This is a genomic window from Nocardia speluncae NBRC 108251 (genome assembly GCF_001613245.1).
GTDB classification, from domain to species: Bacteria; Actinomycetota; Actinomycetes; order Mycobacteriales; family Mycobacteriaceae; genus Nocardia; species Nocardia speluncae.
Genome location: NZ_BDBZ01000004.1, coordinates 51,219 through 65,808, shown reverse-complemented (window position 1 = coordinate 65,808; position 14,590 = coordinate 51,219). Strand labels below are relative to the sequence as shown.

Here is a 14,590-nt window from a genome sequence, read left to right as displayed (position 1 = left end):
TTCTGTGCGTGGTATCTGCGCGGACATGCGGCGGGTGCTTGCCGTCGGTCTTCGGGTTTATCCCGGCCACCGGTTGCGGGTGCGGCTCGCCGACCGGGGTCGCGGCGTCACCGATCCGCTGCTGGGTCTGGTGGCGCTGCTTCTGGAGCGGCGCTCAGCGGATCTCCGCGCCCAGCTGGTGCCGGATGCCGGCGGTGAACAGTTGTAGGCCGAAGTCGAATCGGGCGGTCGGGTCGGGGCCCTCGGTGGGCTCGGGGGTGGGTAGCGCCCCGGCCGAGTCCATCTGCATCCGGGACTGTTCGTCGACGGTGTGGCCGAGCACGTAGTAGAGCAGCGTGTAGGCGGCGAGTTCGGCCTGTTCGCGGGGCACGCCGGCGCGGATCACCGCACCGGCGATACGTTCCCGGCCCTTGCTGGTGGTGAGGCGGGAGGCGTAGGTGGCGGAGACCAGCTCCGCGCCGTCGCGGTAGGTGAGCAGGCAGTTGCGCAGCCGGTGCGCCAATTCGCTCAGTGCGTCCGGCCAGTCGCTCGCCGTGACGGGCTGTTCCATCGGGGCCAGGATCCGGTCGGCGACGGCGCCGAGTAACGCCTGCTTGTTCGGGAAGTGCCAGTACAGTGCGCCGGGCTGGACGCGCAGCGAACCCGCGAGCCGGCGCATGGTGAGGTCGGCGAGTCCGTACTGGTCGAGGATGGTGAGTGCCCCGTCCACGACATCGCCTCGGTGTAGCTGCACAGTCCGTCCTCCCGGTGGCTTCGATCCATCCCAGACGCTACCCCAGCCTGAACGCTGTTCAATCTTTGCCGCTACCCTGTCCTGAACGCTGTTCAAGTCCGGTGTGCCGGCCCACAGCCGGGCACCTCCCGACGAAGGGATTCGCCAGTGACTCAGGCCCCTGTCACCACCGAGATATCCGCGGACGATGTGCTGACCGTTGCGCGGGAACAGGTGCTCGAACGCGGTATCGGGCTGTCCCGGAACCAGGTCCTGGACGTTCTGCGCCTCGGAGACGACCGGCTCGGGCAATTGCTCGAACTCGCGCACGAGGTCCGGGTGACATGGTGCGGTCCGGAGGTGGAGGTCGAAGGCATCATCAGCCTCAAGACCGGCGGCTGCCCGGAAGACTGCCATTTCTGCTCGCAATCGGGGCTGTTCGCGTCCCCGGTCCGGGCCGCCTGGCTCGATATCCCGAGCCTGGTCGAAGCGGCCAAACAGACCGCCAAGACCGGAGCCACCGAATTCTGCATCGTCGCCGCCGTGCGCGGGCCGGACGAACGGCTGATGGCGCAGGTGGCCGCAGGAGTGGAGGCCATACGCAACGAGGTCGACATCCAGGTCGCCTGTTCGCTCGGGATGCTCACACAGGACCAGGTCGACCGCCTCGCCGCGATGGGCGTGCACCGCTACAACCACAACCTGGAAACCGCGCGCTCCCACTTCCCGAAGGTGGTCACCACCCACACCTGGGAGGAACGCTGGGACACCCTGCGAATGGTGCGAACAGCCGGAATGGAGGTGTGCTGCGGCGGCATCCTCGGCATGGGTGAAACCCTCGAACAGCGCGCCGAATTCGCCGCCGACCTGGCCGCACTCGAACCCGACGAGGTGCCGCTGAACTTCCTCAACCCCCGTCCCGGCACACCGTTCGGCGACCTCGAGGTCCTGCCGGCCGCGGACGCACTGCGCGCTGTGGCCGCCTTCCGGCTCGCACTGCCCCGGACCATCCTGCGTTTCGCCGGCGGCCGCGAGATCACCCTCGGTGACCTGGGCGCCCGCCAGGGCATCCTGGGCGGAATCAACGCCGTGATCGTCGGCAACTATTTGACCACCCTGGGCCGCCCGGCCGAACAGGACCTCGACCTGCTGGGTGAACTCCAGATGCCGATCAAGGCACTCAACGAGACATTCTGATCGGCGGCGCCAACCGCGGAAGGCGGGGTCGGATGAGTACTGTCGGCGATATGGACGAGCGCTACAACCCGTTCACGGGTACGCGGGTCGTGCCCGGGCACGACGAGCCGGACTCCCGGGCCGTGGCACTGGGCCTGGAACCCCCGCGGTTCTGCGCGCATTGCGGGCGCCGGATGGTCGTGCAGATCGATCCGGGCGGCTGGCAGGCCCGCTGCTCGCGGCACGGGGTCCTCGATTCCGTGTGCGCGGAGAGGCGGTAGTGGTGCCCGGGTCACGCGGTGACGCAGCGCGTCGGGAACACCGCGGCGGCGGGCGTAAGGAGCTGCGTGCTGCCGCTGTACTGCTGGCCGCGGTGGTCGTACTGAGCGTGTTCGCGGGCGCGGTCTGGGGCCTGCTGGCACCGACCGAACTGGTGCTGGTGGTCGAACCGGGCCGGGGCGCCACACTGGTGGGGGAGAGCCTGCACCGGTTCGACGCCCTGGCGATCTTCGCGGGTCTGGGCGCGGTCACCGGGGTACTGTCGGCTGCCGCGGCCTGGCGTTGGCGGCGGATGCGCGGACCTATCCAGCTCATCGGGCTGCTGCTGGGGTCGGTGGCCGGCGCGTGGGTGATGGCGTGGGTCGGTGAAACGATCAACGACTGGGACAACCCCCGGCCCGGCGATCCGCCGGTGGGGCAGATCGTGTCCTTGCCCGTCGGTCTGGAAAGCCCCCTCGCCCTGCTGGTTCAGCCGCTGACCGCGGCGCTGGTCATCCTGCTCCTGGCCGGGCTCAGCACGACCGAGGATCTCGGTAGCGGATTCATGAGTCCCTTCGGGGAATCGCGTCCCCAGCCGTATGCGGAGCCGGAATACCCGGATTACGACCAGGCCTTCTATCCCGGTGAACCGTCCGCCCGGGTACCGGTGCACGGCACCGCGGAACCCGGAGCCCAGGTGCCGGCCGGTGGCGAAGCCGCGCTGTCACCGCAGGAGTCGCCGCCCGGACCGTCGCTGTCGAAGTAGCGTTCGGCCGATCCGGAAAGGCCGGCAACGGTTCTCGCCGGCCGAGCCCCGTCCCGCGCAGCGGGACCGGATGCTGCCCACCGCGCGGCCCCGGCCGCCCCGCCGTAGGCTGACTGCGTTCGGGAGGACGACAGGGAGAAGACGTCGTGGGGTTCACCAGTTCACTCGTGGTCGAGGAGATCGACGGGAAGTTCTGGAAAGTCCGGGAGCCGCTGACCTATCAGGGGGCGGCCGAAGAATTCGTGGTACCCGCGGATTTCCGCACCGATTTCGCCTCGGTGCCGCGGCCGCTGGTCTGGCTGATCCCCCGGTACGGGGTGTACACGCGGGCGGCAATTCTGCACGATTACCTGCGGCGCACGGAACGAGTCGGCGCGGCCGACGCCGACGGTATCTTCCGGCGGACGCTGCGGGAATGCGATGTGTCGCGGCCGCGGCGCTGGATGATGTGGGCAGCGGTGCGGTTGGGCAGCCGATTGCAGGGGATATCACCCACCGCGTTCGCGGTGCTCCTGGTGGTCGCCGTGCTGTCGATCGTTTTCGTGGCGATACCGACGGTTGTGGTCGCGGTATTCCTGGTGCTGTTCTGGTTCATCGAACTGCTCGCCTGGCCGGTGGACCGGCTTGCGCCGCCGGAGCGGCGTACCCGGGTTCCGCGGCCACAGATGCGTACGTGAACCGGTTCTCCGCCGGTGCTCGTCGCGTGTCAGGTATTGCGGCGGTGAGGGTTCCGCGTTTCAACCGCGGGGCCGGAGTGCCGCGAACTCGTCGGTGACCCGCAGGTCCGAATCGGTGAAGCGGTACACCGACGCCGGCCGGCCACCCGCTCGGCCCGGTGTGGCGGTATCGCCGGTGGGGGTGATCACCTTGCGGCGCGTCAGGACGCGTTGCAAGTTGGTGGTGTCGACGTCGTAACCCAGTGCCGCGCAGTAGATCTCCCGCAGCGTGGACATGGTGAACCGGTCCGGCGCCAGGGCGAAGGAGATATTGGTGTAGGACAGTTTCGCGGCCAGGCGGGTGCGGGCATGCTGTACCACGGTGCCGTGGTCGAAAGACATCTCCGGAAGTGCGGACACCGGATGCCAGCGGGTATCGGAGGGGAGCTGCGGGTCGGCGGTGAGCGGGACGAGCCCGAGGTAGGCGGACGCGATCCGGCGCGGGCCGGGCACCCGGTCCGGGGCGCTGAACACCGAGAGCTGCTCGAGGTGGTCCACCTCTCGCACATCGACCTTCTCGGCCAGCTGGCGGCGGGCCGAGGTGTCGAGGTCCTCGTCGTTGCGTAACCGGCCGCCCGGTAGCGACCAGGTGCCCTGCTGCGGGTCGAGTGCGCGCTGCCACAGCAGGACGGCGAGCTCGCTGCGCCGGCCCGGCGGGCGGCGGGCGATGGTCCCGGCGTGACCGCTCTCACCTGCGGCGATATCGGCGGGGAAGCGGCGAACCTGGAACACCGCGGTGAGCGATTCATGGATGGTGCTAAACTGGTCCATGTTTTCGATCATAAGTCGAAAACCTGGTTGAGTGTGAATCGGCAGAGTTGCCGAGCGCGCGAAGGAAGGAGCGACCATGGCGACGATGGGAGCAGAATTGGCCCCGGCGCCGGGTACCGCACTGCGGGAGCGGATCGTCGACGGGCCGACGGGGTATACCGGGGTGGAGGCGACACCGGAATGGGCGGCCGAGGTGAAACGCCTGGCGCGGCAACGCAACGCGACCATTCTTGCGCACAACTACCAGCTCCCGGAGATCCAGGACGTGGCCGATCACGTCGGTGATTCCCTGGCGCTGTCCCGGATCGCGGCCGAAGCACCCGAAGGCACGATCGTGTTCTGCGGTGTGCATTTCATGGCCGAAACCGCCAAGATCCTGAGCCCCGAGAAAACCGTACTGATCCCCGATCAGCGGGCGGGGTGCTCGCTGGCCGATTCGATCACCGCCGAGGATCTGCGCGACTGGAAAGCCGAGCACCCCGATGCGGTGGTGGTGTCCTACGTCAACACCACCGCGGCAGTGAAAGGACTGACCGATATCTGCTGCACGTCCTCCAACGCCGTGGACGTCGTGGCCTCCATCGATCCGGACCGCGACGTGCTGTTTCTGCCCGACCAGTTCCTCGGTGCGCACGTCAAACGGGAAACCGGCCGCGAGAACATGCACATCTGGATGGGCGAATGCCACGTCCACGCCGGTATCAACGGTGACGAACTCAACGACCAGGCGCGCGCCCACCCCGACGCCGAACTGTTCGTGCACCCCGAATGCGGCTGCGCGACCTCGGCGCTCTATCTGGCCGGGGAAGGCGAATTCCCGGCCGACCGGGTGCACATCCTGTCCACCGGCGGCATGATCGACGCGGCCCGCGCCGCCAAGTCGAACCAGGTACTCGTGGCGACCGAGGTGGGCATGCTGCATCAGCTGCGCAAAGCCGCCCCCGGTATCGATTTCCAGGCCGTGAACGACCGCGCCGCCTGCAAATACATGAAGATGATCACCCCGGCCGCGCTGTTGCGTTGCCTGGAGGAGAACCGCGACGAGGTACACGTCGACCCGGAAACCGCTGCCAAAGCACGCAATTCGGTCCAGCGCATGATCGAGATCGGGAACCCCGGCGGCGGGGAATGACACAGAGTTCGGAGGCTGCGGGCACCGCTGGCCGCCCGCGTCATCCGATCCTCGACGGATCCGGCCGGCTCGGTGCGTGAGCGCTGGCGCGGCATGTGCCACGAGTGGCTCGTGCCGGTGGGTACGCGATACCTGCTGGTTCAGGTGCCTGTCCTACAGGCGTCTCGTCGGTGACTGCTCCGGGCAGTGGAGGACACGATGACTGGTGAACTATGGAATCCAGCGTGGGAAGAGCGCGCGGACCTGGTTGTGATCGGTGGCGGCGTCGCCGGGCTCACCGCCGCGCGCGCCGCCTCACGGCTGGGACTGCGCGTGCTGATTCTGAGCAAAGGGGGCCCCAGTGATACCGCCACCCAATACGCGCAGGGCGGTATCGCGGTGGTCGCGCCGCAGGGCGATTCGGTTGACTCCCATGTCGCCGACACCCTCGCCGCGGGCGGCGGGCTGTGCGAGCCCGCCGCGGTGCGATCCATCGTCGAAGCCGGACCCGCCGCGGTCGCCGCGCTGACCGATCTGGGCGCGGTATTCGACCTCGGGCGCGACGGCCAGATCTCGCGAACGCGCGAGGGCGGGCACAGCACGCGTCGCATCATCCACGCGGGTGGCGACGCGACGGGCGCGGAAGTGCAGCGGGCGCTGTCGGAGGCGGGCCTGCCCGTGCTCTTCGGGACTGTCGTACTCGACGTGGTCACGGACGAGTCCGGTGTCCAAGGGGTCGTCGCGGTCTCCGGCCGAGGTACCGGAGTCGTGCACGCTCCGGCGGTACTGCTCGCCACCGGTGGTCTCGGGCAGTTGTACGCGCTGAGCACCAACCCCGCCGGAGCCACCGCGGACGGGCTGGCGCTGGCTCTGTGGGCGGGCGCGGCGGTGGCGGATCTCGAATTCCTGCAGTTCCACCCCACCGTGCTGTACTCGCCCGGTGGGATCGGCCGGCAGCCGCTGATCAGCGAGGCGGTGCGCGGTGAGGGTGCGGTGCTGATCGATTCCCGCGGAGAATCGGTAACCGCCGGGGTTCATCCGCGCGGCGATCTGGCGCCGCGCGACGTTGTGTCGCGGTCGATCGCCGCCAGGCTGCGGGAGTTGGGCGAGGACCACGTCTACCTCGACGCCCGCGGGATCCCCGATTTCACCGCCCGGTTCCCCACGATCACCACCTCCTGCCGGGTCGCCGGGATCGACCCCCGCCGCGACCTCATCCCGGTGGCGCCCGCCGCGCACTACCAGTGCGGGGGAGTGGTCACCGACCTGCACGGCCGCACCGGTGTACCCGGGTTGTACGCGGCCGGTGAGGTCGCCCGCACCGGGTTGCACGGTGCGAACCGGCTCGCCTCCAACAGCCTGCTCGAGGGGCTGGTGATGGGCGAACGGGCGGGCTTGGCGGCGCTCGAGCGCCTGGGCGAACCGGCACAGGTACCCGGCGGGTCGGTGCCGGAACGTCCCGCGCTGCCGCGGGCGCTGGTCCAGCGAACGATGACCGAACACGCGTCGGTGGTGCGCGAAGGGCGCGGCCTGGCACGGGCCACGGCCATCCTCGAAACCGCTGCCGGCCAGGGTGTTCGGTTCCCGGCCGAAAGTGCCGAGCCGCACTCTCGGGCCACCGTGCCGATGTCTGCGGAAACCTTGCAGACTCCGGCATCCGGTCGCCTGCCGGCCGGCCCGGCAGAGTTGATCGCGCGCTTCGAAGATTCCGCTCTGACCGTCACAGCCCGCGCCGTACTGCTGGCGGCGGCGGTACGCACCGAGAGTCGCGGCTGCCATACCCGCGCCGAACACCCCTTACCGCAGGAGGATTCGGCCGAGCCCATGGTGATACGGCTGGCCGGTTCCGGCGCCCCGTACCTCGCCACAGCTGCCACGGGGTCGCCGGTTGTGCATGGACTGGGCATGCCCTCCCACCCCGGTGGTCGTGCCGCCGCGAGGGCAGTCCCATCGGACGCACCATCGTGATCGGCGCGGAAGGAATCGGGGACCGTACCTGTTGCGCACGGGCCCAGGGCTCGCCCGTCATCCGGCATCGCGCGGCGCACGCGGAGAAGGAAAAAAGGAGTACAGAATGACTTTGGACCCCGGGCTGGACCCCGACGCGATCCGCGGCCTCATCCGCACCGCGCTCGACGAGGATCTGCGCTACGGCCCCGATATCACCACCGTCGCCACTGTTCCCGCGGAAGCCGTGGTGAAGGCCGTGGTCATGGCACGTCAGCCGGGCACGGCCGCCGGTATCGATATCGGTCTGCTCGTGCTCGACGAGGTGATCGGCGCCGACGGTTACGAAATCACCGAACGCGTTCTCGACGGCACCCGCATCGCCGCCGGCGACTCTGTGCTCGGTGTCGTCGCCCCGACTCGCGGCCTGCTCACCGCCGAACGCACCATGCTCAACCTGCTGTGCCACCTGTCCGGTATTGCTACCGCGACCGCCTCCTGGGTGGATGCCGTAGCCGGGACGAACTGCCGTATCCGCGACAGCCGCAAAACCCTGCCCGGCCTGCGGGCCCTACAGAAATACGCGGTTCGCGCCGGCGGCGGCGTCAACCACCGTATGGGCCTGGGCGACGCGGCGCTCATCAAGGACAACCACGTCGTCGCCGCCGGATCGGTGGTGAATGCCCTGCACGCCGTCCGCACCGCCGCCCCCGATATCGACTGCGAAGTGGAAGTCGACAACCTCGACCAGCTCGACGCGGTCCTGGCCGAGAACGTCCAGCTGGTCCTGCTGGACAATTTCCCGCTCTGGCAGACCCAGGCCGCCGTCCAGCGCCGCAACGCCGCCGCCCCCGAGACGAAACTCGAATCCTCCGGCGGACTCACCTTGGACATGGCCGCGGACTACGCCCGCACCGGCGTCGACTACCTTGCCGTGGGCGCCCTGACCCACTCCGTCCGGGTCCTCGACCTGGGCCTCGATATGTAGCGCGATATCCCTGCAACGGGCCGCCGGCCCTATGCGCCGCGTGGCTCAGGCGACTACCGCGAGCAGCGTGGTGGCGGCCGCCGTCAGTTCGGGATCGCCGGTCGCCTCCGCGCGCCGGCGAGCCTCCTCGACGGTGATGCCGCGGCTGCCCAGACGCCATACCGTATCGGCGTCCATCCGCACCGCGGCCGCGGGGGCCGGGCAGACCCGGTCCAGAAGACCCCATCCCGTGCCGTCGCTGACGGCCGCCCAGCACCCACCGGCCGAGCCGGTGACCTCGAAGCTCACCTCGGTGCCCGCGGGCCGAACCGACCCGCGCAACGCCACCGGCAGCGCGTGCAGAAAGGTCACCACTACCGGTCGGAGCAGTTCCGGCCCGTCGGCCCCGGGCCGACCCACCGCGTCCCGGATCTGTTGCTGGTGTACCCAGAACTCGGTGTACTCACGAGCACAATCGAGCCAGGCCGGGCTCGTGCCCGTCCCAGCCCAGGACACATCCAGGTATGCGAGTCCGGCGGGATCGGTACGTTCCCACATCTCGTCCAGCTGAGGGCCCAGATGGGTCAGTAGGTCCACCATGGTGGCCGGGCTGCACTGGCGCATCGCCGCCACGAATTCACCGTTTATCCGCGCCAGATAGACGGGCAGTGATTCACCCGGGGCGAAGGGAACGCCGCTGTACCCGTCCCGGCTGCCCGACAACCTGCGCAGATAGTCGTCGACAAGATGCGCAACCACTTCCCGCACTGCCCACCCCGGACAAACGGTGCCCGCGGACCACTCCGCCTCCTCCAGTGATCCGAGCAGGTCCAGCAGTGCGCGACGTTCCAGCACGAACAACGGCCGAGCATCGAATACCAGCATGCCCCCAGTGAAACGGCGACCGCGCTCCCGCGCCACCCATTTCGCACCCGCAGGGAGGTAGGTTGCCGGACACCATTGACCACCACATGGGTGTCCAGGGCGGCGAGACGTTGCGCCGTGGCGGCGCAGACTCAGCGGGAGGCGCCGGTGATCAGCACCACCCGCCGGCTCGTATCCGAGCGGCCCATCGAGACTCCTCCCACTCCGGTGCTTCTAATTCAGAATCAAATACGGTGCTTCGAAATGAGAAGTGCAACTGCTGGGATCTTACGGTGAGCGGCGGCGACGACCCGGCACACCGCCCGATCCTGGCCGTCATCGAGCTGCTGGGGCAGCGATGGATATTGCGCGTCCTCTGGGAACTGGAACCCGGGCCACTCGGATTTCTGGAACTGCGCCGCCGGATGGGCAATTGCTCCTCGAGCATGCTGTCGAATCGGCTACAGCAGTTACACGCGGCGGGGTTGATCGAGAAGCATGGATCCAACGGCTTCTACGAGTTGACGGCGGCAGGGATCGGCCTCAGTGAGGCGTTGCAGTCTCTCTGGGATCGGTCCGAGTCCTGGGGCTGGTGGTGGGTCGGGCGGCGTGTGGACGCGCGGCAACCGGAAATAACGCGGCCGAGCTCGATCGGCAGGTCGTGGTCGTGATCCGGTGCGTACGGAACATATGCCGTGTGCGGAAGGTTGCTCGTATCGATACCGGGCGACAACGAGGAGTGCCATGCCGAAGCCTGCCGATGCGGCATACCACTGGAACGGCGACCAGCTGGATCTCGAGCTGTACCTGAACAGGGTCGGGTACTCCGGGCCGCGTACCCCCACGTCGACAGTGCTGCGGTCACTGGTTGCTGCCCATACGACTTCCATCCCGTTCGAGAACCTCGAAGCGGTGCTGGGCCGGCCCGTTCCGCTGGACCTGGAAACTTTGCAGGACAAGCTGTTACGGCAGCGGCGGGGTGGCTACTGCTACGAGAACGTCACCGTATTTGCGGCGGTGCTGGAACGGCTGGGTTTCGGGGTGACCGGGCTGTCCGGGCGGGTCACGATGGGGGCGGACGGCTTGCGGCCCGCCACCCATGCGTTGCTGCGGGTCACCACCAGCGACGACGACCGGATATGGATCGTCGACGTCGGGTTCGGTGCGGGTCCGGCCGAACCCTATGCGCTCGTCGACAGCCCGGCGGAGTTCCTGCTCGGTGAATGGCGGTTCCGGCTCGCTCGGGAATTCGGCGAGCTGGAAACCGAACAGTGGGTTCTGCACCAGTTCGCGAAGGACGGGTGGGTCGACCGCTACACGTTCACCCTCGCCCCGCAGTACCGGATGGATTACGAGGTCGGCAATCATTTCGTCGCGACTTCGCCGCGTTCGCCGTTCACCCGGCGTCCGTTCGTCCAGCGTTTCCATCCCGACAGCCACCACATCCTCGACGGTCGCATCCTGACCACGGAACACCCCGACGGATCCAGCCGGTCACGGGAACTGGACTTCACGGAATTACCGGAAACGCTGGCCGAGGTGTTCGATATCGAACTTCCCGACGAGGATGCCGCGGCGTTGCTTCGCGCCCCGTGGGCCTCAGTGGGGTTGGTTGACGTCGAGTAGGGCCGCCCAGAATTCCTGTTGCACCGCATCCCACAGGTCCTGGTGTTGCGGCAACACTTCACGGGCACCGGCAAGATCGAGCGGGCCCGCATCGCCGGCGAAGACGACCATTCCACGTTGCGCCGTCGGCAGTGGCTTGTCGGGCCACTGGACCGCGGGACGCGAGTCGCCGAGCAGCAATACGCGCCGAATCCACGGGCGTCTGCTGGTCAGCGACCAGTCCGCGGTCTTCTTCCCGTCGGTGGTTGTCGTCGTACGCAGTCCTTCTCGCTTCATTCGGCTTCCTTGCGGCTGATGGTTTCGGGTCCGGGGACTCTGCACCCCGCACCGCGACGACTCGAATTCCCTCATGCCGATCCGAACGGCCTGGCATGCTGCGAAACCGTGTGCGCGGCGGCATCGTCGGCCGTGACACGCGTTGGCGATCCGGCCGCGTGAGGTCGGTCCCGTGTCGGCTGTTCCGTCGAAACGAACTGCGCGCCGAACGGAATAGGTGTAGCCCCAACGGCATGCGCCGCCCGTGGGAAAGTGGGGCCGTGGCGTCAGAACGAAATCGCGCGCCACCTCGCGGCCGCGGATCGGTACGAGAGATATGGGGCAGACGAGTTGGCGACCGGCCGCACGATGCGGAGCCCGCATCCAGTCCTCCTGTCACAGAACAGCACTCGACTGCCCGCGGTGCACGATGGCACCAGGCGTTACCGGTTGATGGCAGTGTTCCAAACTCCGGGTGAAGATGCAACGGGAGATGCATCTGCATCTTCGATTGGAAATGCACCTGCAAGTGCATCTGTGTGTACGGTAAAACCGCGAGTCTCGTTCATCGACAGGAACAGTGAGAGAATCATGTCCGATCCCATCTCCGAATCCTCATCGAAGCCGAGTGTGATCGCTTGGCGGAAAAGCTCTTTCAGTGGACCGAACGGCAACTGCGTCGAGTTGTCGCAGCTTCCCGGCGACCTGATCGGAATGCGCAACTCCCGGGACCCTCAGGGGGCCGTGCTGTCCTATACGCGGGCGGAGTTCGCTACCTTGCTGCGCGATATCAAGGGTGGCCGCTTCGATAGCCTCATGCTGTAAGGTGTTGCGGGGGCGCAGCCACTAGGGGATACGTTGCTTGCCGGATGGGAGTCGACTCGATGACAGCCAGGGCCGACTCCACGGCGGCGAGGTTCGGCCACAACGGTGATGTGACGGCCCGAGCCCCCGTCGACCGCGGCCCCACCGTTCTGCGGATCGCGCTCGGTGTCCAGCTACGGAAACTGCGCGAGGAGCGCGGTATCAGCCGCGAGACCGCAGGCGAGGCGCTGCGGGCATCCGAATCCAAGATTGCCCGACTCGAGTTGGGGCGAACCGGATTCAAAGTACGCGATATGGGCGACCTCCTCACGCTGTACGGCGTGCACGACGCCGACGAGCGTGACCGCTTCCTTGCGCTGGCTCGTCAGGCCAACCAGCCGGGCTGGTGGCATCGTTACAATGACCTGCTGCCCTCGTGGTTCGAGACCTATGTCGGTCTGGAACAGGCCTCCCTCGGTATTCGTATCTATGAGACCCACTACATACCGGGCCTCTTCCAGACCGCCGATTACGCCCGCTATATCTTCGGTCTCGATTCCCGGGAGGACGCCCAGCGCCTGGTCGATATGCGGATGCGGCGCCAGCGCATATTGACTCGTACACCGACCCCTCCCACCGTATGGGCGGTTGTCGATGAGCATGTGCTGCGCAGGCTGCCCCCGGATCCGTGCGTGGCCCGCAATCAGCTGCTGCACCTGCTCGAGCTGACCGAGCAGCCCAATATCACCATCCAGGTGCTCCCGGAATCGGTCGGTCCCACGCCGGCCGAAGGCGGCTCATTCAGCATCCTGCGCTTCCCCGAAGAGGAACTGCCCGACATCGTCTATCTCGAGCAGCTCACCAGCGCACTCTATCTCGACAAAACCGTCGACCTGCAGCACTATCGGAAACTGATGGACACCCTGTGCGCAGGTTACGCCCACCCCGTAGGGAGAACCCCCATTCTCCTCCAGGAGCTCCTCGACGCAGTCGGCTAGCGTCAAGGGCCGGAGAATCACTCTCGGCCGGACGACCCGAATCCGCACTCGCCACCGTGTCCCTTCACTGGGGAAACGACCGACCACCGACCCCGTGCCGGAGCGGTTGTTCCTTCGAAGCGTGACGTTATGCTCTGCGGGACATACGTATTCGCCTGTCAACTCCACGGCGCACGTATCCGGGCTGAGGTAGCGTGTGGATCGATCACAGGCTTCAGCGATCCGACCGATCCGCCGAAGTCCGTGGCCTCGGACCTGCCGATTATGAGGGGCAAGATACTGTGGATATCCACGACGTGCCGCGTGCGCCCGGCCGTTTGCCTGTCGTCGGGCACGGCTGGGGACTATGGCGTGATCCGGTCCGCTTCATGGCGGAGCTGGCCGGTGCCGGAAAGATCGCGCGTGTCGATATCGGCAGTCGCGTCATCTATGTCATCACCGATTTCGAACTCCTCCACAGGGTGTTGGTCGAGAACTCGGATGCCTACGAGCGAGGGCTCCTGTTCGAGCGTATCCGTCTCATATTCGGGGAATCGCTGATCGTCGCGGACGGTGAGCAGCACAGGGATCTTCGTCGTCTGCTTCAACCAGCGTTCCACCGAACAGAGTTGGCAAGCCACGCGCACACCATGAAGCGGAACGCGGACGCATTGGCGAGTTCATGGCGGCCGGGCCAACACGTCGAGGCGCGTTCGGCCATGCTGGAAGTGGTGATCGCCAACGTGCTCGAATCCATGTTCTCGCACGAACCCGGTACCGGGGAGCTGCAATTCATCTCGGGTCTCGTCGAGGACATCGGCGCAGGTGCGATGGTAGGCAGTGTGCTGCCCGGTAAGCTGGCGAACCTGCCATTGCCGGTGAACCGTAAATTCCTCTCGGCCGGAATGCAGTTGCGCGACTATTGCCGGGAGCTGCTCGTCGCGCGCCGAGCCGGCGGTGATCGCCGCAACGACTTGATCGACATCCTGCTCGATTCGTCGATCGACAATCACCACAGCGACAAGTTCCTGGCGGAGCAGGCCGTGACCGTACTCTTCGGCGGGATCGACCCCTCGACCACCACGCTGACCTGGGCTCTGTACGAGTTGTCGCAACGTCCGGAGATGGCTTCGAGATTGCAGCAGGAGATCTCCGATGCAGGAGAACTCGATCCCGGAAGCCTCGGCCGCCTCGACTATCTGAACCGGTTCCTGAACGAGGTCACGCGGATCCATTCACCACTACTGCAAACCAGACGCACCGTCACCACTGTCGATCTCGGCGGTTTCACATTTCCGGCCGGTACAGATATCGGCTACAGCATTGCAGCCATTCATCGAAACCCGGATATATTCGCCGAGCCGGACACTTTCGACCCCGATCGGTGGCCGGCCTCGACCGCCGGGACGAAATGCCGGAGCTTCGTCCCGTTCAGCATGGGCAATCAGATGTGCATCGGCAACAATTTTGCTTGGATGGCATTGCAGACGACGCTCCACAGTTTGTTGTCGAAGTGGGAGTTTCGGCCGGTCGTCACCGAGAAGGTCCCGCGGGCCATGGGGCCGATTCCTGGGATCGGCAAGCTTCCGCTCGAGGTTCGTCCCGTCTTCCGGTAACGGTGCGGCCGATTCGATTGCCGT

Annotated in this window: 16 protein-coding genes; 12 read left to right on the top strand and 4 right to left on the bottom strand. The window is 67.0% G+C overall.

The window, feature by feature from the left end:
• Nucleotides 1–154: 154 nt before the first annotated feature.
• Entirely contained in the window at nt 155–733 is a 579-nt protein-coding gene (locus NS6_RS07610) for a TetR/AcrR family transcriptional regulator C-terminal domain-containing protein (protein ID WP_068038643.1), read from the bottom strand.
• Between the two features lie 147 nt (nt 734–880).
• On the opposite strand from NS6_RS07610, the gene bioB reads away from it, so the two are divergent.
• From bioB to NS6_RS07590, 4 genes are all read left to right on the top strand, one after another.
• Nucleotides 881–1,909, top strand: a complete 1,029-nt coding sequence (gene bioB, locus NS6_RS07605; RefSeq protein ID WP_068038640.1) for a biotin synthase BioB — start codon at nt 881–883, stop codon at nt 1,907–1,909.
• Nucleotides 1,910–1,941: 32 nt separating this feature from the next.
• Nucleotides 1,942–2,169: a biotin synthase auxiliary protein BsaP gene (bsaP, locus tag NS6_RS07600; RefSeq protein WP_068038637.1), complete on the top strand. Its 228-nt coding sequence runs from the start codon at nt 1,942–1,944 to the stop codon at nt 2,167–2,169.
• Nucleotides 2,170–2,171: 2 nt separating this feature from the next.
• A complete protein-coding gene (locus tag NS6_RS07595) occupies nt 2,172–2,912 on the top strand; it encodes a DUF2567 domain-containing protein (protein WP_068038858.1) in 741 nt (246 codons plus the stop codon).
• A 146-nt stretch (nt 2,913–3,058) separates the two neighbouring features.
• The gene (locus tag NS6_RS07590) at nt 3,059–3,589 is read left to right on the top strand and encodes a DUF1353 domain-containing protein (RefSeq protein WP_068038634.1); all 531 of its coding nucleotides are present in this window, start codon (nt 3,059–3,061) and stop codon (nt 3,587–3,589) included.
• 60 nt (nt 3,590–3,649) lie between these two features.
• On the opposite strand, the gene NS6_RS07585 is transcribed toward NS6_RS07590, so the two are convergent.
• Nucleotides 3,650–4,399, bottom strand: coding sequence for an NUDIX hydrolase (locus NS6_RS07585; RefSeq protein WP_068038855.1), 750 nt, complete (start codon nt 4,397–4,399; stop codon nt 3,650–3,652).
• A gap of 76 nt (nt 4,400–4,475) precedes the next feature.
• Here NS6_RS07585 and nadA point away from each other — a divergent pair, with 76 nt between their 5' ends.
• The 3 genes from nadA to nadC all read left to right on the top strand — a co-directional run bounded on the left by nadA (nt 4,476) and on the right by nadC (nt 8,445).
• The gene (nadA, locus tag NS6_RS07580) at nt 4,476–5,531 is read left to right on the top strand and encodes a quinolinate synthase NadA (protein ID WP_068038631.1); all 1,056 of its coding nucleotides are present in this window, start codon (nt 4,476–4,478) and stop codon (nt 5,529–5,531) included.
• Nucleotides 5,532–5,729: 198 nt separating this feature from the next.
• Nucleotides 5,730–7,478, top strand: coding sequence for an L-aspartate oxidase (locus NS6_RS07575; RefSeq protein WP_084470835.1), 1,749 nt, complete (start codon nt 5,730–5,732; stop codon nt 7,476–7,478).
• Between the two features lie 106 nt (nt 7,479–7,584).
• Nucleotides 7,585–8,445 carry a carboxylating nicotinate-nucleotide diphosphorylase gene (nadC, locus tag NS6_RS07570; protein WP_068038628.1) on the top strand — a complete coding sequence of 287 codons (861 nt, stop codon included), beginning with the start codon at nt 7,585–7,587 and terminating at the stop codon, nt 8,443–8,445.
• Between the two features lie 45 nt (nt 8,446–8,490).
• Here the strand turns inward: nadC and NS6_RS07565 are convergent, their stop codons facing one another.
• Nucleotides 8,491–9,309, bottom strand: a complete 819-nt coding sequence (locus tag NS6_RS07565) for a maleylpyruvate isomerase family mycothiol-dependent enzyme (protein ID WP_068038625.1) — start codon at nt 9,307–9,309, stop codon at nt 8,491–8,493.
• 272 nt (nt 9,310–9,581) lie between these two features.
• On the opposite strand from NS6_RS07565, the gene NS6_RS34555 reads away from it, so the two are divergent.
• The gene (locus NS6_RS34555) at nt 9,582–9,959 is read left to right on the top strand and encodes a winged helix-turn-helix transcriptional regulator (protein WP_245669177.1); all 378 of its coding nucleotides are present in this window, start codon (nt 9,582–9,584) and stop codon (nt 9,957–9,959) included.
• Nucleotides 9,960–10,032: 73 nt separating this feature from the next.
• Nucleotides 10,033–10,914: an arylamine N-acetyltransferase family protein gene (locus NS6_RS07555; RefSeq protein ID WP_068038622.1), complete on the top strand. Its 882-nt coding sequence runs from the start codon at nt 10,033–10,035 to the stop codon at nt 10,912–10,914.
• Here the strand turns inward: NS6_RS07555 and NS6_RS07550 are convergent.
• Nucleotides 10,888–11,190 (bottom strand): hypothetical protein, encoded by a 303-nt coding sequence (locus NS6_RS07550; RefSeq protein WP_068038619.1) that lies wholly within the window; start codon nt 11,188–11,190, stop codon nt 10,888–10,890. The genes NS6_RS07555 and NS6_RS07550 overlap by 27 nt on opposite strands.
• 570 nt (nt 11,191–11,760) lie before the next feature.
• On the opposite strand from NS6_RS07550, the gene NS6_RS07545 reads away from it, so the two are divergent.
• The 3 genes from NS6_RS07545 to NS6_RS07535 all read left to right on the top strand — a co-directional run bounded on the left by NS6_RS07545 (nt 11,761) and on the right by NS6_RS07535 (nt 14,566).
• Nucleotides 11,761–11,994 carry a DUF397 domain-containing protein gene (locus NS6_RS07545; RefSeq protein WP_068038616.1) on the top strand — a complete coding sequence of 78 codons (234 nt, stop codon included), beginning with the start codon at nt 11,761–11,763 and terminating at the stop codon, nt 11,992–11,994.
• Between the two features lie 59 nt (nt 11,995–12,053).
• Nucleotides 12,054–12,971, top strand: a complete 918-nt coding sequence (locus tag NS6_RS07540) for a Sco1979 family transcriptional regulator (RefSeq protein ID WP_084470814.1) — start codon at nt 12,054–12,056, stop codon at nt 12,969–12,971.
• A gap of 281 nt (nt 12,972–13,252) precedes the next feature.
• Entirely contained in the window at nt 13,253–14,566 is a 1,314-nt protein-coding gene (locus tag NS6_RS07535) for a cytochrome P450 (protein ID WP_068038615.1), read from the top strand.
• Nucleotides 14,567–14,590 lie beyond the last annotated feature (24 nt).

Bases quoted from the DNA above. Each gene is read 5' to 3' on its own strand.
- bsaP (WP_068038637.1), top strand. From the start codon at position 1,942: ATGAGTACTGTCGGCGATATGGACGAGCGCTACAACCCGTTCACGGGT.
- NS6_RS07585 (WP_068038855.1), bottom strand. From the start codon at position 4,399: ATGGACCAGTTTAGCACCATCCATGAATCGCTCACCGCGGTGTTCCAG.
- nadA (WP_068038631.1), top strand. From the start codon at position 4,476: ATGGCGACGATGGGAGCAGAATTGGCCCCGGCGCCGGGTACCGCACTG.
- NS6_RS07575 (WP_084470835.1), top strand. From the start codon at position 5,730: ATGACTGGTGAACTATGGAATCCAGCGTGGGAAGAGCGCGCGGACCTG.
- nadC (WP_068038628.1), top strand. From the start codon at position 7,585: ATGACTTTGGACCCCGGGCTGGACCCCGACGCGATCCGCGGCCTCATC.
- NS6_RS07565 (WP_068038625.1), bottom strand. From the start codon at position 9,309: ATGCTGGTATTCGATGCTCGGCCGTTGTTCGTGCTGGAACGTCGCGCA.
- NS6_RS07555 (WP_068038622.1), top strand. From the start codon at position 10,033: ATGCCGAAGCCTGCCGATGCGGCATACCACTGGAACGGCGACCAGCTG.
- NS6_RS07550 (WP_068038619.1), bottom strand. From the start codon at position 11,190: ATGAAGCGAGAAGGACTGCGTACGACGACAACCACCGACGGGAAGAAG.
- NS6_RS07545 (WP_068038616.1), top strand. From the start codon at position 11,761: ATGTCCGATCCCATCTCCGAATCCTCATCGAAGCCGAGTGTGATCGCT.
- NS6_RS07540 (WP_084470814.1), top strand. From the start codon at position 12,054: ATGACAGCCAGGGCCGACTCCACGGCGGCGAGGTTCGGCCACAACGGT.